Source organism: Porphyromonas sp. COT-052 OH4946 (assembly GCF_000765965.1).
GTDB lineage: Bacteria > Bacteroidota > Bacteroidia > Bacteroidales > Porphyromonadaceae > Porphyromonas > Porphyromonas gulae.
Genome location: NZ_JQZY01000004.1, coordinates 32621 through 52848, shown reverse-complemented (window position 1 = coordinate 52848; position 20228 = coordinate 32621). Strand labels below are relative to the sequence as shown.

At 39.6% G+C, this 20228-nt stretch carries 21 protein-coding genes; 16 read left to right on the top strand and 5 right to left on the bottom strand.

Going from position 1 to position 20228, the window contains the following annotated elements; translation table 11 throughout:
- Positions 1 to 585: 585 nt before the first annotated feature.
- From HQ50_RS01400 to HQ50_RS01335, 14 genes are all read left to right on the top strand, one after another.
- Positions 586 to 903 carry a helix-turn-helix transcriptional regulator gene (locus HQ50_RS01400; RefSeq protein ID WP_034542507.1) on the top strand — a complete coding sequence of 106 codons (318 nt, stop codon included), beginning with the start codon at positions 586 to 588 and terminating at the stop codon, positions 901 to 903.
- A 79-nt stretch (positions 904 to 982) separates the two neighbouring features.
- The gene (locus tag HQ50_RS01395) at positions 983 to 1477 is read left to right on the top strand and encodes a GNAT family N-acetyltransferase (protein ID WP_025836647.1); all 495 of its coding nucleotides are present in this window, start codon (positions 983 to 985) and stop codon (positions 1475 to 1477) included.
- 4 nt (positions 1478 to 1481) lie between these two features.
- Positions 1482 to 1907 carry an arsenate reductase ArsC gene (locus HQ50_RS01390; RefSeq protein WP_025836648.1) on the top strand — a complete coding sequence of 142 codons (426 nt, stop codon included), beginning with the start codon at positions 1482 to 1484 and terminating at the stop codon, positions 1905 to 1907.
- A complete protein-coding gene (arsB, locus tag HQ50_RS01385) occupies positions 1900 to 2934 on the top strand; it encodes an ACR3 family arsenite efflux transporter (RefSeq protein WP_036868517.1) in 1035 nt (344 codons plus the stop codon). Before HQ50_RS01390 ends, arsB begins: the two co-directional genes overlap by 8 nt.
- A gap of 30 nt (positions 2935 to 2964) precedes the next feature.
- On the top strand, positions 2965 to 3399 hold the full coding sequence (locus HQ50_RS01380; RefSeq protein ID WP_025836651.1) for a nitrophenyl compound nitroreductase subunit ArsF family protein: 435 nt from the start codon (positions 2965 to 2967) through the stop codon (positions 3397 to 3399).
- 8 nt (positions 3400 to 3407) lie between these two features.
- Positions 3408 to 4106: an aromatic aminobenezylarsenical efflux permease ArsG family transporter gene (locus HQ50_RS01375; protein WP_025836653.1), complete on the top strand. Its 699-nt coding sequence runs from the start codon at positions 3408 to 3410 to the stop codon at positions 4104 to 4106.
- An 11-nt stretch (positions 4107 to 4117) separates the two neighbouring features.
- Positions 4118 to 4351, top strand: coding sequence for a thioredoxin family protein (locus HQ50_RS01370; RefSeq protein ID WP_025003744.1), 234 nt, complete (start codon positions 4118 to 4120; stop codon positions 4349 to 4351).
- Positions 4352 to 4362: 11 nt separating this feature from the next.
- Positions 4363 to 4716 (top strand): arsenite efflux transporter metallochaperone ArsD, encoded by a 354-nt coding sequence (gene arsD, locus HQ50_RS01365; protein ID WP_025003743.1) that lies wholly within the window; start codon positions 4363 to 4365, stop codon positions 4714 to 4716.
- Between the two features lie 100 nt (positions 4717 to 4816).
- Positions 4817 to 6535 (top strand): arsenical pump-driving ATPase, encoded by a 1719-nt coding sequence (gene arsA, locus HQ50_RS01360; protein ID WP_036868521.1) that lies wholly within the window; start codon positions 4817 to 4819, stop codon positions 6533 to 6535.
- A 176-nt stretch (positions 6536 to 6711) separates the two neighbouring features.
- Positions 6712 to 7563, top strand: coding sequence for an RteC domain-containing protein (locus tag HQ50_RS01355; protein WP_041993577.1), 852 nt, complete (start codon positions 6712 to 6714; stop codon positions 7561 to 7563).
- A 161-nt stretch (positions 7564 to 7724) separates the two neighbouring features.
- Positions 7725 to 8084 carry a helix-turn-helix domain-containing protein gene (locus HQ50_RS01350; RefSeq protein ID WP_025003740.1) on the top strand — a complete coding sequence of 120 codons (360 nt, stop codon included), beginning with the start codon at positions 7725 to 7727 and terminating at the stop codon, positions 8082 to 8084.
- Positions 8047 to 10077: a bifunctional DNA primase/helicase gene (locus HQ50_RS01345; RefSeq protein WP_036868528.1), complete on the top strand. Its 2031-nt coding sequence runs from the start codon at positions 8047 to 8049 to the stop codon at positions 10075 to 10077. Before HQ50_RS01350 ends, HQ50_RS01345 begins: the two co-directional genes overlap by 38 nt.
- Positions 10078 to 10089: 12 nt before the next feature.
- Entirely contained in the window at positions 10090 to 10368 is a 279-nt protein-coding gene (locus HQ50_RS01340; protein ID WP_025003738.1) for a helix-turn-helix domain-containing protein, read from the top strand.
- Positions 10369 to 10673: 305 nt separating this feature from the next.
- Positions 10674 to 11201 carry a dihydrofolate reductase family protein gene (locus HQ50_RS01335; RefSeq protein WP_036868532.1) on the top strand — a complete coding sequence of 176 codons (528 nt, stop codon included), beginning with the start codon at positions 10674 to 10676 and terminating at the stop codon, positions 11199 to 11201.
- A 109-nt stretch (positions 11202 to 11310) separates the two neighbouring features.
- Here the strand turns inward: HQ50_RS01335 and HQ50_RS01330 are convergent, their stop codons facing one another.
- Both HQ50_RS01330 and HQ50_RS01325 read right to left on the bottom strand, forming a co-directional pair.
- Complete coding sequence (locus HQ50_RS01330; protein ID WP_036868535.1) at positions 11311 to 13392, bottom strand: type IA DNA topoisomerase; 2082 nt, start codon at positions 13390 to 13392, stop codon at positions 11311 to 11313.
- Between the two features lie 28 nt (positions 13393 to 13420).
- On the bottom strand, positions 13421 to 14908 hold the full coding sequence (locus HQ50_RS01325) for a DUF3945 domain-containing protein (protein ID WP_039427728.1): 1488 nt from the start codon (positions 14906 to 14908) through the stop codon (positions 13421 to 13423).
- A 180-nt stretch (positions 14909 to 15088) separates the two neighbouring features.
- On the opposite strand from HQ50_RS01325, the gene HQ50_RS01320 reads away from it, so the two are divergent.
- Together HQ50_RS01320 and HQ50_RS11065 are read left to right on the top strand one after the other, a co-directional pair.
- Complete coding sequence (locus HQ50_RS01320; RefSeq protein ID WP_036868543.1) at positions 15089 to 15892, top strand: TIGR02391 family protein; 804 nt, start codon at positions 15089 to 15091, stop codon at positions 15890 to 15892.
- Positions 15893 to 15898: 6 nt separating this feature from the next.
- A complete protein-coding gene (locus HQ50_RS11065; RefSeq protein WP_152566846.1) occupies positions 15899 to 16282 on the top strand; it encodes a hypothetical protein in 384 nt (127 codons plus the stop codon).
- A gap of 30 nt (positions 16283 to 16312) precedes the next feature.
- Here the strand turns inward: HQ50_RS11065 and mobC are convergent, their stop codons facing one another.
- From mobC to mobA, 3 genes are read right to left on the bottom strand one after another with little or no spacing between them, the layout of a single operon-like run.
- Entirely contained in the window at positions 16313 to 18322 is a 2010-nt protein-coding gene (gene mobC / locus HQ50_RS01315; RefSeq protein WP_039427727.1) for a conjugal transfer protein MobC, read from the bottom strand.
- A gap of 25 nt (positions 18323 to 18347) precedes the next feature.
- Complete coding sequence (mobB, locus tag HQ50_RS01310; protein WP_036868550.1) at positions 18348 to 19610, bottom strand: conjugal transfer protein MobB; 1263 nt, start codon at positions 19608 to 19610, stop codon at positions 18348 to 18350.
- The gene (gene mobA / locus HQ50_RS01305; RefSeq protein ID WP_036868555.1) at positions 19595 to 20032 is read right to left on the bottom strand and encodes a conjugal transfer protein MobA; all 438 of its coding nucleotides are present in this window, start codon (positions 20030 to 20032) and stop codon (positions 19595 to 19597) included. The genes mobB and mobA overlap by 16 nt, the downstream gene beginning before the upstream one ends.
- Positions 20033 to 20228: the final 196 nt, after the last annotated feature.

Here is a 20228-nt window from a genome sequence, read left to right as displayed (position 1 = left end):
CTATGAAGATAAGAAAACTTGCAGATTTAGCAAAGATATTCGCAAACTAATTTGCTGAATATCAGAGATTAAAAAGAATTTTAAGGGACGACTATATAATAGGGCTGTATTGTTAGTTCTGAGGAAGATTGATTAGCCCTAAACAAACATCTCCACCCCAGTTGCGGTCTTGGGTGGAGTTTTCTTAACTCGTAAGTTTTTGGGTGCAGAAAAGGGTGTAAATCTCATAACTCGCTGATTTACACCCTTGTTTGCGGAGAGAGAGGTCAGTGAACCTTCCCCCTTATGTGCTTAAAAGTCAATGCTTTTGTTTTTCCAAACTTATAATCGGTAACGAAATAGGCACAAATTAAATAGCCTTATTTGTCCACCTTTGACCTATGCTCTTCTGCATATATCGTGGGTTCAAAGATACATATAAATTTCATATTTGCAAATTATTTAGTCCTCAATGCTTTAGCATTAGTGCAAGGTGCAAGCTTATCTATATAGATACTTGCACCTTGCACTAAAAAATGCAGAAAAATTTGTTTGTTTGAAATATTGTTCGTAGTTTTGCGAACAACAAATAAAGGAGATAGAATTGTGAAGATTAAGAATGACATTGAAGAACAGGAATTAATTGCCCGCTTTGCAAAAGCAATGGGACATCCTACCCGGATTGCGATACTACTGTTTTTGGCATCGCAAGAAAGTTGTTTCTTTGGGGATATTCACGATGAACTTCCGATAGCTAAAGCGACCGTATCACAGCACTTAAAAGAACTCAAAGATGCGGGCTTAATTCAGGGAGAAATCGAAACCCCGAAAGTGAGGTATTGTATCAATAAGGAGAACTGGGAAATAGCCCGAAAGTTATTTGCAGACCTTTTTAATGTATATGTAAAAGATGTATGCTGTTAATCAGCATATATTTTTTCCGACAGACGTTCGTTGTTTGGCGAACTACATTCGTTTGGTGTGTTCAGATAAATAAAGTGATATGAAAATTAGAAAAGTAAAATTAGAAGACGCCCGTAGGATTTGTGAAATATATAACTATTACATTGAGAATACGGCTGTAACATTTGAAACTGCTCCTGTTTCAGTAGAAGAAATGAAAGGACGTATCAGTGAGATTATTGATTCCGGATTTTCCTATTATGTCGGAGAAATCAATGGTAATATAGTAGGATACTATTACATCCACAAATGGAATGGCAGGTGTGCTTATTCATCTACAAAAGAGGTTACAATTTATTTAGATAAAGACCATACTGGAAAAGGATTTGGAACAGTGTTATACAACCATCTATTCCAAAACTTAGATAAAAAAAATATCCATGTGTTAATTGCTGGAATTTGTATTCCAAATGAAGGCAGTGTGAAGTTGCACGAGAAATTTGGATTCAAGCAAGCTTCACACATGAAAGAAATAGGATGGAAATTTAATCAATGGCAGGATGTCGGTCATTGGTTGCTTAACATAAATAATTGAAGCTATGAAAATACTTATTCTATGTACTGGTAACAGTTGTCGTAGCCAAATGGCACATGGGTTCTTGCATTCTTTTGACCCATCACTAAAAGTATATTCCGCAGGGACAAAAGCGAGTGGAAAATTAAATCCTCAAGCAGTGGAGGTTATGAAAGATGCCGGAATAGATATTTCGCACCATACATCCGACAATGTAGATAAATACTTGAATGAAGAATGGGACTATGTTATTACGGTTTGCGGTGGTGCAAATGAAAGTTGCCCTACCTTTTCCGGTAATGTTAAGAATCGTTTGCACATAGGATTTGAAGACCCATCAGAAGCAACGGGTTCGCCTGAATTTATCCACTCTGAATTTATTCGGGTAAGGGACGAAATTAAAGAAGCATTTTACAAACTATATATCGAAAAAATAAAAAGCAATGAGTAAGAAGAAAATGAGTTTTTTAGATAAGAATCTCACTCTTTGGATATTTTTGGCTATGGCTATTGGCGTTGGGCTGGGTTACTTTTTCCCATCATTCAGCAGTACAATAGATTCATTATCCAGTGGAACTACAAACATCCCTTTAGCTATCGGTTTAATCTTAATGATGTACCCACCATTGGCAAAGGTCGATTACAAACAATTACCGAAGGTTTTCAAAAACGTAAAAATATTATCAATCTCGTTAATCCTGAACTGGATTATCGGGCCAGTATTAATGTTTTTACTTGCCATCATCTTCTTACACGATTACCCGGAATATATGGTAGGAGTAATTCTTATCGGATTAGCACGATGTATAGCGATGGTTCTTGTATGGAACGACTTAGCAGAAGGAAATACGGAATACGGTGCAGGATTAGTAGCCTTAAACAGTATCTTTCAAGTGTTCTTTTATAGCTTCTACGCTTGGTTGTTTGTTACAAAACTTCCTCCCCTATTCGGTTTTGAAGGGGCTATCGTTGATATTTCTATCGGTACGATTGCCGAAACGGTTGCTATTTACTTAGGTATTCCTTTCTTGATGGGAATATTAAGCCGATTTATATTGGTTAAATTAAAAGGAGAACAATGGTATAAAGAAAAGTTCATCCCTAAAATATCCCCTATAACTTTAATAGCACTACTGTTTACTATCATCCTTATGTTCAGCCTGAAAGGTGAACTGATTGTGCAAATACCACTGGATGTAGTTCGCATAGCTATACCGTTGCTTATCTACTTTGTGGTGATGTTCTTGCTTAGCTTCTTCGCAGGTAAGCTTATGGGGGCTTCTTATGATAAAAATGCTTCGATTGCCTTTACTGCAACCGGAAACAATTTTGAACTGGCTATCGCAGTGGCAATTGGTGTATTCGGATTACATAGTGGGCAAGCCTTCGCCGGAGTAGTCGGGCCTTTGGTCGAAGTCCCGGTATTAATCCTGTTGGTAAACTTAGCATTTTGGCTTCGGAAGAAATATTATAAATAAACATAGTACAAACCAATAAAAAGAAAATGTATGAAGAAATGTATTTTAATCGGACTTTTTGCTGTATTGCTGGTTGCTTGTGGTGGTAATACACAAAAGAAAAACGGACAAGCTGCTGAATCTGAAACGGCAGCTAAAGAACAAGTTGCAGATGCTTCTGTGGTGAATGTGTATTACTTTCATGGAAAGCAACGTTGCAAAACCTGTGTGGCAGTTGAGAAAGTAACTAAAGAAACCATAGAAAAGGCTTTTGCTGATAATAAGAAAGTTCGTTTTGTAGAGATAAACACGGAAGATAAAGCAAATGCTAAACTGGTAGAGAAGTATGAGATTACTTGGAATGCCCTTATCATTGAAAAAGGCGATAATTATATCGACCTGACAAAAGAAGGTTTCGCCAATGCTGTCAATACTCCTGACGTGCTTACAGAACTGATTAAGAAAGAAGTAAACGCAAGGCTATAATACCTATGATGGAGTTTTTACAAAATCTTGTCGATGGGTCTAATTTCCCACTACTGACGGCATTCTTGCTCGGCTTAATGACTGCAATAAGTCCTTGCCCGTTGGCTACCAACATTACGGCTACGGCTTATTTAAGCAAGGATATTGCCGACAAAAGGCGGGTATTGCTTAACGGGGTTTTCTATACTCTTGGCAGGATGTTTTCTTATACGGCTCTTGGAACTATCTTCTATTTCGGAGCAAGTCAGTTTCAGATAGCAAGGTTTCTTCAAAATATCGGTGGATTTTGGCTGGGGATAGCATTAGTTATAGTAGGAATCTTAATGCTCGATGTAATAAAATTCAAGTTTAATGGAATGAATAAACTTACATCAGGATTGGAAAATAAGCCAAATAAACGGAATTACTGGAATGCCTTTTTGATGGGAGTTGTGTTTGCTTTGGCTTTTTGTCCATATAGCGGAGTTCTTTACTTCGGGGTGCTTATACCTATGACGATAGCCAGCCCGTCAGGATTATTACTTCCTCCGGTATTTGCTATTGCCACCGGGTTGCCTGTAATAATCATCGCTTGGTTATTGGCATATAGTATCGGGAATGTCGGAAAGTTCTACAATAATATGAAAACCTTTCAGGTATGGTTTAAGCGGATAGTAGCCGCCATCTTTATCATCGTAGGAGTTTATTATATCATTACAAATATTTAAAGAGAACGAAAATGGAAATTATAGTATTAGGCACTGGATGTGCAAATTGCAAAACCACGTATAACAGAGTTGCCAAAGTAATTGCCGACACGAACAGTAAAGCAACTTTGAAGAAAGAAGAAGATATACTGGAGATAGTGAAGTATAACATTATGTCGTTACCCGCTATCGTTGTGGATGGTGAAGTGAAAATAAAGGGCTATGTACCATCCGAAGAAGAGATAAAGAAATTAGTAACAGAATAAATAAAAATAATATGGTTGATTTAAAGTTAGATACACGGAAAGCCGTAAAGATATACGACCCGGCATTGTGTTGTCCTACCGGACTATGTGGGGTAAATATAGACCCTGAATTAATGCGGATAGCAGTTGTTATCGAAAGCCTGAAAAAGAAAGGTGTTATCATCGAACGCTTTAATTTGCGTGACCATCCACAGGTTTATGTTGATAACAAGAAAATCAACGAATACCTGATGAAAGAATCGGCAGAAGTGCTTCCTATCACAACACTGGACGGTGAAGTCGTTCTGACAAAGCAATACCCCTCAAATAAGCAGATTGCAGAATGGTTAAATGTCCCCGAAGAGGACTTGACCGTTAAGAAATAACAGTAACAATAATCAGGTTTACAACAATTTATTCTATCTGTAAAAATAGGTAGAACAGGATGTTTACATCCCAGATTGTAACCATAAAACAGATATAGATATGAAAAAGTATAATCCGGCAAACGAAAAACTTACCCAGTATATATTCTTCACGGGTAAAGGTGGCGTTGGGAAAACATCCATCGCCTGTGCTACGGCAGTGAATCTCGCTGATAACAGTAATAAGGTACTTTTGATAAGTACCGACCCTGCATCCAATTTACAGGATGTATTTGATATGCCGTTAGACAATAAGGGAACAGCTATTAAAGAGGTTCCAAACCTTACAGTAGTCAATCTTGACCCGGAACAGGCAGCAGCCGAATACCGGGAATCAGTTATCGCCCCTTATCGTGGGAAATTACCCGAAAGTGTTATTACCAATATGGAAGAACAGCTTTCAGGTTCGTGTACCGTTGAAATTGCAGCTTTTAATGAGTTCTCCGACTTTATTACCAACGAAGAAAAGCGCAGGGGATTCGACTATATCATCTTTGATACTGCACCTACCGGACATACCCTGCGAATGCTTCAACTGCCATCGGCATGGAACACTTTTATTGCCGAAAATACAACCGGAGCATCTTGTTTAGGACAGCTTTCGGGACTGGAAGACCGTAAAGAAGTATATAAGAATGCTGTTGCTACCCTGACAGATAAAACCCAAACTACACTTTTCCTTGTCAGCAGACCGGAAGAAAGTCCTTTGAAAGAGGTCGAACGTTCATCTAATGAACTGCTGGATTTAGGCATTGAAACACAGCATCTAATTATAAATGGAGTTTTAGAAAACTACGATGCAAACGACAGTATTTCCAAACAGATTTACGAACGCCAGCAAAATGCACTCAATAACCGTTCGTCAGCCTTGTTAAAACTGAATACATACATAGTTCCGCTTCGTTCTTATAATATGACGGGTATTGATAATATCCGTAATATGCTGAATGCAGATGTAACCATAAAGAACGATGTAGCGCATATTGAAAAAGATGATTTCAATACGATTGACAGCGTTATTGAAGACCTCTACCAATCGGGTAAGCGTGTAATTTTTACGATGGGTAAAGGTGGTGTCGGCAAAACTACTATTGCCGGGAATATTGCTCGTGGGTTGGCTAAAAAAGGCGTAAAAGTGCATTTGACTACAACTGACCCAGCCAATCACCTGTCCTTCATCGAAACGAAATTAGATGGTATTACAGTAAGTCATATAGACGAAAAAGCGGTGCTTGCCGCTTATCAAAAAAACGTATTGGATAAAGCAAGGGAAACAATGGGGGATGCCGATTTAAGCTATATCGAAGAAGACCTGCGTTCGCCCTGTACACAGGAAATCGCTGTTTTTAATTCCTTTGCCGAAATTGTTGCCAAAGCGGATAATGAAGTGGTAGTGATAGATACTGCCCCTACCGGACACACGTTGCTATTATTGGATTCAACTCAAAGTTATCATAAAGAAGTGGAACGGACACAGGGAAATATTACTCCTGCGGTTCAAAACCTGCTGCCTCGTTTACGGAATGAGAAGGAAACAGAGGTGGTTATTGTAACTCTGCCCGAAACAACGCCTGTATTTGAAGCACAAAGGCTGCAACAGGATTTACAACGTGCCGGAATTAAAAACAAATGGTGGGTAGTTAATTCCAGTCTGCTGCTTACTTCAACGAATAGTCCTTTCCTTAAAGCCAAAGCACTAAGCGAAGTACAATGGATTAATAAAGTAAAGGAAATTTCAGAGGGGAACTTTGCAGTTATAGAATGGAAAGAAAAGGTGTAATGCTACAAAACAGGAAGGAATAGGAATTTTCTTATTCTCTATGTAAGTTATCCTTTTTGAGATAAGAACCTGAAACTGTTTTTTAGCGGATTCAGGTTCTTACTGTTTTATCACAGATAAAAATATATGAAAATGAGAAAATAAATATATCATCAGGAATCAAAACGATAACTACGATGGGAGAAATAACAATAAAAGACTATTTCAGCAATCTATTACAGGAAGTGGATTCGGAAATTCAAACAATAGAATTAAACGAATCCGACTTTCTCCATGTGTGTAAAAAAGTAATTAATTACTTACAGGATATAATTTCTGATTTAAAGTCGTTCGTATTGAATTATAAATTTCAGGATAATTCAGAAGAAATATTGTTTTTCAAACACTTGAAACCTCAAATTAGTAGTAAATTAATCTATTACAATAGCATTTACAATATTGAGTTAAAACGTCCTACCGGAAGCGATGATGTTCAAACGCAATATTATGTATCAGAATTAGATTCTCTCACTACTTTTTTCAATCAAAATCTCACTTTTTATCAATACTACCGAACAAATGCCTGTTATCTTGACGATAAATACTTTCTTCGTGGAAAGCCAGATATACATTTGATTATAGATAATTCTTTTTTCGATTCAGACCCACAGTTCTCCACCAGTTATGATTTCAAGGTCGCAAAAATTTTAGCCAACGAGTTAATTAAAATTTACCTCACGAACAGGATAAAAGAACTAACAAATGAAGGTCTTCGGAAAAGGAATCAGGGTTCTTGTTGTCAAATGACTTGGACAGGCTCAAAACGTGGGCTTGTTGAACTGATTTACGCCTTTGATACTTGCGGTGCATTCGATAAGGGAAATACTGATATAAAAACAATAGCTGTGAATTTTGAAAAGATGTTCAATATAGATTTGGGGGACTTCTATCACATATACATGGAGATAAAGGGACGTAAAATTAACAGAACAAGATATTTAGATATTCTACAAAAGAATCTTCTTCGGCGGATGGAAGAAGAGGATTAATTACTGTCAATCCGATACGAGGTACTGGCAAGTTACCAAAGGCGAAGCTATCAATGTTTCGCCTTTTTTATTGAATAAAAATTTCACCACAGGTGGGTAAAACTGTGGTTTTTATTTGATTTTATCCCTTCATCTTTGCAGCAAATCAATTAGTTACAATTATGGATGTCATAACGATAGAATCAAAAGCATTTAAGGAATTGGAAGCAAAGATTAACGCCATTGCAGATTATATCCTTAACAAACAGGAATCGGAAGATATAAACGAAGATGAAATATGGGTGGATAGTTACGAAGTCTGCACATTCTTAAAAATCAGCGACAAAACATTACAAAGGCTTCGGGTATCAGGCACAATCGCCTATTCCAATATTCGGGGTCGATATTTCTACAAAATCGGAGAAATAAAACGGATGCTGGAAGAACGACTGATTAAGAGCAATTCAGAATGTTTAAACGATTTAGTAACAAACCATAAGCTATATGTTAAGGAAAGAAGAAATCTTAGAAAGAACAAGTAACGGACTGAACGTTTTTAGATATTACATTGCTTGTCAATGGCGTGTAGGACGTAATTTCTTCAACCCATTGTATAAAGACAATAAGGCTTCGTGTAATATTTATTTCGACCGAAAAGCCGGAGTATATAAGCTGAAAGACTTTGGGAATGACGAGTATAGTGGGGATTGTTTCTACCTCGTAGGAAAACTGAAAGGTTTGAACTGTAACAATGCTAATGATTTTGTCGAGATATTGAAAACTATTAATAAGGATTTATCACTTGGATTATCAGAGAATACAGATACCTCTGTACCATATAGTCCGAAGGAATCTATACTTGTCATTCCTGAAAAGAAAGCTAAACCATATAGTTTTCAGGAACAAAAAATTTCCCGGAATGAATTGGAATATTGGAAAACGTTCGGCATCACTTCTGAAATATTGGCACAGTACAAGGTCTGTTCTATCAGAGAGTTCAAAAGCGAAAATTCAGAAGGAAAACCATACTCCATAACTTCATCATTGGGAGAACCCATATTTGGTTATAAGAGCAAACGATATATCAAACTATACCGTCCATTTTCCAAAATGCGATTCTTATATGGGGGTGATATGGGGGAAAATTACAGCTTCGGATTGGAACAGTTACCAGCCAAAGGTGACACAGTTTTTATCACTGGTGGTGAAAAAGATGTCCTTTCCCTCGCAGCGAAGGGATTTCATGCGATATGCTTTAACAGCGAAACCGTAAATATTCCGGCAACTATCATTCACAAACTGTCTTTCCGGTTCAAACATATCATCCTGCTTTATGATATGGATAAAACCGGGCTTGAGAGTTCTTCTAAACATGAAAAACAGTTAGCAGAATATGGTGTAAAACGTCTTCTATTACCGCTTTCAGGAACAAAAGAAGAGAAAGATATATCCGATTATTTCAGGCTTGGAAATAGCCGTGAATCGTTTCTGAAACTCTTCCTTGATTTTTTAGATACTCTATACAGCGATACTATGACTATGCTGAAATCGTGCGAAATAGATTTTAATAACCCTCCGGCAAAAGCACAGGAAATCATATCTGCCGGGGATGTGCCACTGGGAACACAGGGAAATATCCTTTGCATCACAGGTGGTGAAGGTACAGGGAAAAGCAACTATGTTGCTGCGTTGGTTGCCGGGTCAATCAGACCGGAAAATATTTGTATTGATACATTGGGAATCAATGTACACGAAAACAGCCAAAATAAAGCTGTCCTGTTGTATGATACAGAACAGTCCGAAGTACAACTGTTTAAGAATGTTTCCAACCTATTAAAGCGGGCAAAACAACCGGGAAAGCCGGAAGAGTTGAAAGCATTCTGTCTGACCGGGATGTCCCGGAAGGAACGTTTACAGGCTATTGTTCAAAGTATGGATAAGTTTCATTATCAATATGGCGGTATTCAGTTAGTTGTCATAGATGGTATTGCAGATTTGGTACATTCCGCCAATGATGAAGCCGAAAGTTTGCGGGTTGTCGATGAACTCTACCGATTGGCTGGAATATATCAGACCTGTATTGTTTGTGTATTGCACTATGTCCCGAACGGATTAAAGCTTCGTGGACACTTGGGGTCGGAACTGCAACGAAAATCGGCTGCCATCCTCTCCATCGAGCTGGATAATGAACCGACTGTATCAGTAGTGAAAGCCTTGAAGGTACGGGAAGGCAGTCCGTTGGATGTTCCGCTAATGCTTTTTTCTTGGGATAAGGAAACCGGGATGCACCTATATCGTGGTGAAAAGCCCCGTGAAGAAAAAGAGAAGCGGAAAGAAAAAGAACTGGTAAGCGTAGCCCGTGAAGTGTTCGACCAGCAAACATTTATCACTTATATAGACCTGTGCGAACAGATACAGCAGATTATGGATGTAAAGGAACGCACAGCGAAAAGTTATATACGCTTTATGCGGGAGAAGGAAATTATTATTAAAGACCCTTCAAATCAGAGTTATTTTATTAAAGGTCATTTTTAATCGGTTATTGTTATGAATATAGATAGGGAAACATTCATCGCTTGGATGGAACGTATAATGGACAGGTTCGATATGACCGAAAAGAAAATCGACCGATTGGCAACCCAGCGTAATTGTTTGGATGGTGAACAGCTTTTGGATAATCAGGATTTGATGTTTCTTTTGAAAGTCAGTCTTCGCACACTCCAACGTTATCGAAAAAAAGGTATCCTTCCGTATATAAAACTGGATGATGGTCGATGCTATTATAAAGCTACCGATGTACATAAGTTGATTCGGGAGAAACTGTAAAAAATAATAGCTTATATCACCGACTTTCAGTATCTTTGCAGAAGAAAATTTGAGATAAAAAGCTGAAAGTTAATCTTTCAGAATTGATATATAACATAACGTTCGCAGAACGTCTCGATACGAAAACTGGCAATTTTCAAAAGAATAGGGACTACTGTGCAATGTCTATGCTATCGTTGTATAGCGTGGGCTTGCCTGTCTTCTATTCTTAGGTATGCCAGTACCTCGTATCGGAGCAGTGTGAGTTCCACGCTTCTTTTTGATGGGCTGGCGAACAGTTTTATAACTGTTTAATACCTACTGATATGGGAATCTTAAAATCGCAAATAGCTGTATCTCTTGATGGGTTTATTGCCCGTAAAGATGGTGAAATTGACTGGATTACAAAAGAAGTAAAAGAATCTATCAACAAAGTTTATAGTTCCGCAGAAACGCTGATTTCCGGCACAAATACCTATAATTTTATTTTTGAACGCTGGGGTGGTTGGCCATACAAAAGTAAAAAGACTTTTGTTGTCACAAATACCCCTATAAATACTATTCAGGAAGAATATTTAGCTTTCATAACCGACAATCCTTTCGATGTTATTCAAGGATTGAAAAAAGGAATGGAATCCGATTTGGTAGTTATTGGGGGCGGTAAACTTATCACATCTTTAATCAATAATCAACTGCTGGATGAATTGACAATTTACACAGTTCCTATCATGTTGGGAGAAGGTGTTTCTTTTATCGGAAAAACAATCGGTTCAGAATGGGAATTATCAGATTGTCATTCACTGGATGGTGGAATATTATGTGCAACATATAATTTTAGGTATGAATTAAACTGAAAAGCACCCAGTGTCCCCACCGGGTGCTAACCACAAAAATCCTCAATTACGGATAGCATAAAATCTATTCATAATGGAATTTTCTGTGGTAAAGATACGGAATTTCGGATTATTTCCTTGATTTCCCTTTCTTTTCAGGGAAAACGAATACCACATTGAACTGGTCGTCAAAAGCCAGTGAAGCATCAAAGGGCTTTCCGGCTTTACTCCTGAAACCTTTTATCATTCCGGTTTTCTTCGCTGTTACCAGTTCCGTAATCTGTTTATCCGTTAATTGCTTATCACTTTTATTTCGGAAGATAACCAGCCCGCAATCAGTATTATCACACTTTGCTACTTTCGGATACAGCAGGATCCGACCTGTCCCGCATTTCGGGCAGGTTAAATCCTGCTGCGTTGATAAGGTGAGCTGCACCCCTAAAAGTTCGCTGGTTATCTGTGAAGCATGAACTTCTGTACTTTTATGGAAGGTGTCGGGATTCATTTCCCCGCTTTCAATCTTGGATAGTGCGTTTTCCCACATACCTGTCATTTCCACATCTGCGATTTTCTTGTCCCGGACTATATCGTAAACCGCCAGTCCCTTTTCTGTCGGCACAAGAGCTTTCTTCTCCCGGATAATATACTGGCGGGTAAAGAGAGTTTCAATAATCGCTGCCCGTGTCGCTGGCGTACCGATACCGGAATCCTTCATACTGGCTTTCAGTTCTGCATCTTCCAGTTCCTTTCCTGCATTTTCCATAGCCGACAACAAAGAACTTTCCGTATGTAACGGCTTGGGCTTAGTCTGCTTTTCCAGTAACTCAATATCGGAGAGGGGTAAATTTTCACCTTCTTTTAATGCTGGTAAAACTGTATTTTCTTCGCCTTCTTCTTGGGCGTTGAAAACAGTCCGCCATCCGGCAGACTTTATTACTGTTCCTTTCACTGCAAAAATACTCTCGCCACTGGTGAGAGAAATTGAAGTAACTTCCTTGACACACTTTTGCGAGAAAGCTTCCAGCATCCTTCCGGCAACCAGTTCATATATTGCCTGTTCATCCGCCTGTAAACTTCCGGGCTTATTTTCGGTAATAATCAGGGCGTGGTGGTCGGTAACTTTCTTATCGTCCACCGAACGCCGATTCAGACTGCTGCCTTTCATTGATTTTGCGTAGCCGGCAAACCGGTCGTAAGTTTCCAGTAGGGAAATACGTTCTGGTATTTCATCGAAAACATCCTGTGATATATAACGGCTTCCGGTTCGGGGGTATGAAATCAGCTTGCATTCATACAGTTTTTGTGCAATAGACAGCGTTTTATCTGCGGAGAAATTAAGTTTTGTATTGGCTTCCTTTTGCAAGGTGGTAAGGTCATACAAAAGCGGTGGCTCTTGGTTCACTTCCTTGCATTCTACCGATTTAACCTGCACCTGACCGCTATCCTTTATTATTTGCAACTTGTCGATGGCAGGTTGCTGGCTATCGAATTTTTCTTCTGAAAGGGCTGAAAACTCGATGCTGTCTTTCCCGGTGTGTAATTTCAGTTGCCAATACTTCTGTGGAACGAAGTTCTTGTTCTCAAGATAACGGGAACATATCATCGCCAGCGTGGGTGTCTGTACCCGTCCCAAAGAATATGTCCCTCTTCCGGCAGCTATACTTAACGCTTGGGAAGCATTAATGCCGATAAGCCAATCTGCTTCGCTTCTTGCCTTTGCCGACCGGAAAAGGTTATCGTACATTGTCCCGTCCTTGAGATTCTGCAATCCGTCCCGGATGGCTTTATCCGTCAGGCTGCTTATCCATAAGCGGACGAAAGGTTTCCGACACTCAAGATATTGGTAAATGTACCTGAATATCAGTTCACCTTCTCTTCCGGCATCAGTTGCAACGATAATCTTATCGCACTGGTCGAATATTTCTTTAATAATCTTGAGTTGCTTAACCGTCCCAGTATCGGGCTTATATCCTTTGTCGGTTTTTATCTGACGGGGAATAAGCTGGAATGACTGCGGTAGTATGGGTAAATTTTCCCGCCTGAAGTTTTCGATTCCGTAGGCATCAGGCATGGCAAGTCCTACCAAATGACCGAACGCCCAGGTAACGATGTATCCGTTACCTGAAATGTTCCCGTCATTCTTTTTTGTTGCACCCAGTACGGTGGCTATATCCCTTGCCACACTGGGCTTTTCTGCTATTACTGCTATCATTATATAATTGGATTTTTGTGGTTAATAATTATTTCATTTTGCGACCTTGCGACTTTTTAGGTTTGTCGGGCTTCTGTTCTTCTTTCTTTTCTTCCCGCTTTTTCTTCTGTTCCCCGGTAGGTGTAGCTTGTCCGGGCTTCAAAGGTTCTTTCGTATGCTTGGTCGCTTCGTTCGTTTTGCCTTCGGAATTGACCGCTACCTGTGTTTTATGTTCGTTGGCAGGGGTTATTTCTTTGGCTTTCTCTTTCGCTTTATCAGGATTGAATTTGTAAAAATCCAGCTTTCCTTTTTCATGGTTTACCTTTACATAGGCGTTATATTCCTGACCTTCTTTATCTTTCAACCCTTTTACATAGATGGTTTTATCCGCCCGCAAATCAGCCTGCTGTTTGTCGGATAATTCCACTCCTGCAAGGGATTTGGGAATACGCACCCCTTCGGGCTGGTCGTTCCTCTGCTGTTGTCCCTGTTGCTGGGTATGCTTTTGCTCTTTTTCGGGAAAGATAAATTCAAGGCTGCGTTTTTCCGCATTGACCTGAACGAAGGCAGAAAACGGTTTATTCTTGGCGGAAATCATATTTTCAAGGAATACCGCTTTACCTTCCATCAGGGCAGCTTTCTGTTTTTCATCCAGCTTAACACCTTTTATTTCATCGGGTAGTTTGAGGGACGAAGCCTTCATGGATACCAGTTCATTGGTCTGTTTGTCGATACTGATAAAAGAAGGTACAAGTTCACCTGTGCGATAGTTCTTTACATCAACAATTCTACCTATGTTTCCGGTTTCCCGGAGATTCTTTTTGTCTTCATCGGTAAACTGGTGTCCAAAGAACGGACGGTCAAGTTCCGGTTCTTTACGGATACCATGAATTGCCAAAACCACATTTCCTTCACTGTCCGGACGAAACGAAAGACGGGCATCCGTTTTCATTACCATTGACCCGAAGTTGGCTTCAATTGGAAAAGTGGAAGGCGACTTATATCCTCGCAGCATAGGTTCTAATGCCTTTGACTTCTCAAGCTGTTCTTTGGTGATTCCCAGATTTTTCAGGTCGTCCCAGTTAATTTTGTTAGGGTCGATGAAATACTTATTCGTATCGGCTGGCTTCTGTTCCTGTGTAGTGGATTCCTTTGGAACTTCCGGTTTCGGTTCTTTCGGCTCGATACGGATTTTATCAAGTATTTCATCCGCAGCAGGTGTCGGATTCTTGATATTCTCCTGAATGATTTTTACTGTCCGTTCGGTATCTTCGGGTGCTATTTTGAAGAAACTGAAACGGGTCGGGTCTTTTAGCTGGTTGAAAAAGTTCTTCAAGAAATTTTCAAGTGCGTTCCCCTGCTTATCCACTTTCAGGAAATCGTTGTTATGTTCCTGCTTTGGCGGAACAGTTTGCAGTTCCCCGTTTTCATCAATACCCTTTACGGCATTAATCGTTTTCTTTTCCTTGTCAAAGACAAGAAGAATTTCCATCATCTGTTCATCAGAGCCGGACTTGTTGTTTGAATTTACATCCATAACTTTAATTTTTAATGGTTAATAAAAAACTTATCGAATTAAAAGTACGGATGAAATAGTGTATATATTAAGTTGTGGCGTTAGGTGGCTGTATATGACCTTATTTGTCTTATTCCCAAACACAAAGACGGTTATATCCTTTGTTTTTGTTAAATTTGCACTATTATTCAAAATGTAATTATGGCAACAAGAAGAAAGTGTTTCACGCAGCCAACGTTAGAAGTTATTTCTAAAATATTAGGTGATACGAATGAAGGACTAACGGGTAGTGAAATCCAATACTTATTAATGCAAAGTCAAATAGCAGATATAGAACCAGCACTAACAAAATGGAGAAGATTGTATAGTGCATTTGCGAACTATCAGAATATAAATCAATGTTCAAATTCTATTCTGAATTTTATTGCATTAGCATTAGCACCAGCGAAGTATGTTGATTGCCCCGAAATATTTACAGAAAAACGAAATCTGATAAATCAACAATTAAGTTTTATAGGATACCAATTTAATGATAATGGTAAGTTTAGTGAAATTACACAGGCAACTACAATTTCCGAAGCCCAAAGAAAGGCTAATGATTTGAAAACGAAGTTGGAACAGAGAAAAGCACATGCCGATATTTTCAAATACTGCAAAGCAGAACTATTAGCAAGCAATTACTTTCATTCTGTTTTTGAAGCTAACAAAGGATTATTCCAAAGAATCAGAGATTTATCCTTGCATAATGACGATGGCAATAGATTAATTGAATATGTTTTCAGTAGTACCCCAGTATTGATAATAAATAACTATCAGTCAAAATCGGAACAGGACGAACATAAAGGATTCTGTAATATTCTAAAAGGATTATGTGGTATGTTCCGTAATCCAGAAGCCCACGAGCCAAAAATCAGTTGGGAGATTACAGAACAAGATGCGCTTGAAATATTATCAATGATTTCATATTGTCATAGAAGATTAGATAATGCACAAAAAATAAGATAACTAATTATGGGAGAAACTTATAGAACAGGAAAAGATGGAAAAAAGGTTACATTTCCATCGACTGGGTACACGTATAGAGAGGGAAAAGATGGTCGGGTAATAGCGTTTCCATCTACTGGTTACACATACAGAGAGGGTAAAGATGGCAGAGTAGTGGCTTTCCCATCTACTGGATATACATACAGAGAGGGAAAAGATGGTAGAGTAATAGCGTTTCCATCAACTGGTTATACATACAGAGAGGGTAAAGATGGCAGAATAGTAGCTTTCCCATCTACTGGATATACATATAGAGAAGGTAAAGATGGTAGAGTAGTAGCCTTTCCTTCGACTGGATATTCGTACAAAGAAAATAGTAAAGGAAGAATCGTTCCAACAAAAAATAAATAGCCCCAAAATTGAGGCTATTTATTTTTTATTTTATTCTTCGGATTTCACCAAATGCTGCAACTCCGGGTCGCTTTTGATGCGCTCCATTTCATCAATAACAATCTGCTTTACATCCTGCTTTATCCGCTCGTAATTAAGCTGGATTTGCTCTTTCATCAGGTCGTTGCCATCTGCATCCCGGAAGTCGATAATCTCCGGTATCTTTTCATAGCGGGCTGTTTCACGCTTTACCTTCTCGTTATCCACTACGATTTCAGCATGGAAAATCTTTTGGTCTATCCGTTCATCGAAATTATCACTGACCGCACCCACAAACATTCCCTGCGTAAGATTCGATATTTTACTGGCAGGTATCAAACTATCCATCTGCGTACTGATTGAGGTTGATTTATCCTGACGGTTGATTGTCATAGACTGACGTTTCTGCAAAACTTTCCCGAAACGGTCTGACAATGTTTTTGCTGTTTCTCCTACAACCTGACCGCTAAAAATATTTCCAACTGTATTTTGGATTACTTTACTTTCCTTATCGCCATAATCCCTTGTTAGCTGGCTGTAATCCTGAAAGCCCAAACAGACTGCTACTTTATTGGAACGGGCAGTAGCTATCAGGTTATCCAATCCCCGGAAATAAATGGTCGGTAACTCGTCAATAATAACCGAACTTTTAAGCTGTCCTTTCTTGTTAATTAGCTTCACTATACGACTGTTGTACAGTCCCAAAGCGGCGGAATAAATATTCTGCCTATCGGGATTGTTTCCGACACAAAGTATTTTCGGTTCGTCCGGGTTGTTTATATCCAGTGTAAAATCATCACCTGTCATTACCCAGTACAATGCCGGACTTATCATTCTTGATAGTGGGATTTTTGCCGATGCGATTTGCCCCTGTAACTGGTCTTGGGCTTGGGATTCCCACGCATCCATAAAGGGAGAAAGATAGTTTTCCAACTCCGGGTAGGAAGTCAGAATAACAAATGTGTCTGCATACTTCCGGTTCAGGAACTCGATGGCGTGTGGGAATGTGCAATACTTTCCACCCTTATATATCTTGAGAAACCAAATAATCGCTGCCAGCAGGATAATCGGAGATTCCACAAAGAAGTCGCCTTGCTTCTGAATCCAGCTTCTGTTCAGGTTCAGCATAATGGTGTATGCCGATTCATAAGCATCCGATATATCTGTCATAAAAGCCGGATTGATAGGGTTACATCGGTGGCTTCGGCGTGGGTCGTCAAAATTTATCACATAGAATGTGGGCTTTACCTTATAAGCATCCGAATGGTTCATCAAATGATTGTAAGCGATTTCCGATAAGTCCGGGAACTTATAATCATAACAGTAAAGTGCAAAACCCTTCTCTATCTGCTGTTTAATGTAATTATTCACCACTGCATAGGATTTACCACTACCGGGAGTACCCAGCACAATAGTAGCCCGGAACGGGTTCACCACGTTTATCCATCCTTTGTGCTGTTTTTTCTTATACCAAAAACGTGATGGAAGATTTACTGAATATTCATTCTCCATCAGGCGGGTTTCCTGCATGAAGCTTTCGTTCTCCAAATTGAAAACATCGTCCATCATATTATTTTTGAGTAGCCGGGACATCCAGACCCCAGCAACCAGTAAACATAAATATCCGCCAGCCATTGACAGGATATAAAAGGTAGCGTTCGCCGAAAGTGGTAATGGCAAATACAGCATCCACCAGTTCAGGAAAAACAGGATAAAACCAATAGCAAGGAAAACGTAAATCTTTGTCCATGTTACCTTTTCTTCCTTCACTCCTTTTGTTCCCAAACAACTCAAAGCAAGGAATATCACTGCAAATACTTTCGTTATCAGGATATGGCTAAATAGCCCTGCGGTTCGCTGAAAGTTTAATAGTATCTTATCGAGTACGCCGATATTGATACCCCAGTTTACTATCGACTGGTAACAAAACCAGTAGATATTGATTACCACAAATAAAATACTGATTGCCCGCATAAAGTCCATGACTTTGGCAAGTCCTCTTAAATCATCTTCATTTTGCATAATTGATTATTTTTATAGATTGTTATTACATCTGCCGTCCGTAACGGCGTTTTTTCTTTTTCTTGGGAGTTGGCGGAGTTTTATCATTCCCTGCCGATGAATCGCTGCCACCGGGCAGGATACTGAAAAGGCTTCCGATTGTAGATTCCCCGTTTTCAGATTGCCGTTCTAACGGCACGAACGGTTCTGCCAAAGGTGTGAACGGTTCTTTCGGAACAGCCTGTTTTGTGTGTCCCTCGTTTACATGGGATTCTCTAAACAGGTCATTAAATACATTGGCTGAAAATTCCTTCCCTAAACGAGAGCCGTTCAGGACGGCTTTGTTTTCGTGGTCGATAAAGGTTGCACCATATATGCGCCCTTCCGGGTTCTGCCGGAATACGACTTCAATTCCTTTATCTTTCAGGTTCTTTTCAAATTGTTCCTTTGAGCCGGAAGCTTTCAACGCTTCGCTTACCCGACCTTTGATATTGGCTTTCAGTTTGCCGTCTTTCCATTTGGTTGCTGCTTGTCCTATCCTGCGTTCCAATGCTTCATAACCGACCGACTTACCCAGCCGGGAAGACTTGATGGGATTACCCAGCTTTTCGCCTTTATCATCGGTTGCGGAATAGACAATACCATTATACGCCTTGCCCCGAACTTCACCTTTAACTTCTTCCGCACGTACATTATAAATTGATAACAGAGTATTCAGTTCCCCGATACTTTGGAACTGGTAAGTGTTTACTACGCCTTTAACCGTATTGGAAAGCTGGTGCTTTACATCACCCGCAGCATAATCGACCTTTCGGAACTGGTGGTGTTCCTGCTGTTGTTTCTTTTCGGCAGGATGCAGACCATATTTTGCTTCCAGTTCCCGTGTAATATCCTTGCTCCGGCGATGTTCAAACTTATCATTCAGTTTTTTGCCGTTCTCGTCCACCCGCAGGGATACGATATGCAGGTGGTGACGGTCGATGTCTTCATGCTTGTAAACCATGTAGGGCTGATTCCCATAGCCCAGCTTCTCCATATATTCCTGTGCAATCTCCGATAACTGTTCATCCGAAAGTTTATCATCCGGGTGCGGATTCAGGGATATATGAATTATGGGCTTTTCGGTTTTGATGTCTTGGGGCAGGTGCATTTCAAAACTTTCCAAGCAACGCTGGATATTGAAATTACCATCTTCACTTTCAAACATCCGGTTGCTGAAAAGTACCTTGCCTTGTTCTTCATCAACCTTATTCTGATTGTATGCCAGCGCACCGAAAAGCGAACTTCCCACATTTATTTTTGCAACCATCGCTGTTCAAATTCCTGTGTGAGTTCGATAATTTTCCGGCTTAATACCACCAGTTCTTCGGTCGCCTTTTCCAATTTATAGAGAAAAGAAAGGGCTTTCTTTTCGGTAAAATTGGTATTCAGAGCCTTCACAACCTGATTATAGTTCACGCCTATTGCCCGGAATTGAGCGTAAAAAGTTGTCAGGCGTGTGTAATAATCGACTGCTGCCTTATCAATTTTTATCACTTTGAATGAACCGCCAAAAATTCTTTCTATGATAAAATGCGCTTTCGTCCGCATACCGGACTGTTCAAAAAGAGCCAAAAAACGGGCATGGTCAGTTGCATTGAAGCTGACCGAATACCGGAAAACTGCCGGGTCTGCCTTTGGCTTTCGTCCTTTGCCACCGGATTGTGGCACATTCGTTTTTTCTTTTCCCATACCATTATTTTTTTAAGGGTTTACGACTTCGGAGTACAACCCATCCCGGCTTGTCCGGGCAAGGGGTTCTAAGCTGCTGAAAGAATTTCAAGCTGCGCAGAACACACCTTGCTATTTGCACGGCGCAAATAAAATCCGTCATGGGACGGATTAGCAGTTAGCCATAAGGTGAATGAACTCCGGGAAGCTACCGAAC

Excerpts from the sequence above, each read along its gene's own strand:
- HQ50_RS01395 (WP_025836647.1), top strand. The coding sequence starts at position 983 with ATGAAAATTAGAAAAGTAAAATTAGAAGACGCCCGTAGGATTTGTGAA.
- mobB (WP_036868550.1), bottom strand. The coding sequence starts at position 19,610 with ATGGTTGCAAAAATAAATGTGGGAAGTTCGCTTTTCGGTGCGCTGGCA.
- mobC (WP_039427727.1), bottom strand. The coding sequence starts at position 18,322 with ATGCAAAATGAAGATGATTTAAGAGGACTTGCCAAAGTCATGGACTTT.
- HQ50_RS01375 (WP_025836653.1), top strand. The coding sequence starts at position 3,408 with ATGGAGTTTTTACAAAATCTTGTCGATGGGTCTAATTTCCCACTACTG.
- HQ50_RS01370 (WP_025003744.1), top strand. The coding sequence starts at position 4,118 with ATGGAAATTATAGTATTAGGCACTGGATGTGCAAATTGCAAAACCACG.
- arsB (WP_036868517.1), top strand. The coding sequence starts at position 1,900 with ATGAGTAAGAAGAAAATGAGTTTTTTAGATAAGAATCTCACTCTTTGG.
- HQ50_RS01330 (WP_036868535.1), bottom strand. The coding sequence starts at position 13,392 with ATGATAGCAGTAATAGCAGAAAAGCCCAGTGTGGCAAGGGATATAGCC.
- HQ50_RS01355 (WP_041993577.1), top strand. The coding sequence starts at position 6,712 with ATGGGAGAAATAACAATAAAAGACTATTTCAGCAATCTATTACAGGAA.
- HQ50_RS01390 (WP_025836648.1), top strand. The coding sequence starts at position 1,482 with ATGAAAATACTTATTCTATGTACTGGTAACAGTTGTCGTAGCCAAATG.
- HQ50_RS11065 (WP_152566846.1), top strand. The coding sequence starts at position 15,899 with ATGGGAGAAACTTATAGAACAGGAAAAGATGGAAAAAAGGTTACATTT.
- HQ50_RS01335 (WP_036868532.1), top strand. The coding sequence starts at position 10,674 with ATGGGAATCTTAAAATCGCAAATAGCTGTATCTCTTGATGGGTTTATT.
- HQ50_RS01325 (WP_039427728.1), bottom strand. The coding sequence starts at position 14,908 with ATGGATGTAAATTCAAACAACAAGTCCGGCTCTGATGAACAGATGATG.
- HQ50_RS01350 (WP_025003740.1), top strand. The coding sequence starts at position 7,725 with ATGGATGTCATAACGATAGAATCAAAAGCATTTAAGGAATTGGAAGCA.
- HQ50_RS01380 (WP_025836651.1), top strand. The coding sequence starts at position 2,965 with ATGAAGAAATGTATTTTAATCGGACTTTTTGCTGTATTGCTGGTTGCT.
- HQ50_RS01320 (WP_036868543.1), top strand. The coding sequence starts at position 15,089 with ATGGCAACAAGAAGAAAGTGTTTCACGCAGCCAACGTTAGAAGTTATT.
- HQ50_RS01345 (WP_036868528.1), top strand. The coding sequence starts at position 8,047 with ATGTTAAGGAAAGAAGAAATCTTAGAAAGAACAAGTAACGGACTGAAC.
- mobA (WP_036868555.1), bottom strand. The coding sequence starts at position 20,032 with ATGGGAAAAGAAAAAACGAATGTGCCACAATCCGGTGGCAAAGGACGA.
- arsD (WP_025003743.1), top strand. The coding sequence starts at position 4,363 with ATGGTTGATTTAAAGTTAGATACACGGAAAGCCGTAAAGATATACGAC.
- HQ50_RS01340 (WP_025003738.1), top strand. The coding sequence starts at position 10,090 with ATGAATATAGATAGGGAAACATTCATCGCTTGGATGGAACGTATAATG.
- arsA (WP_036868521.1), top strand. The coding sequence starts at position 4,817 with ATGAAAAAGTATAATCCGGCAAACGAAAAACTTACCCAGTATATATTC.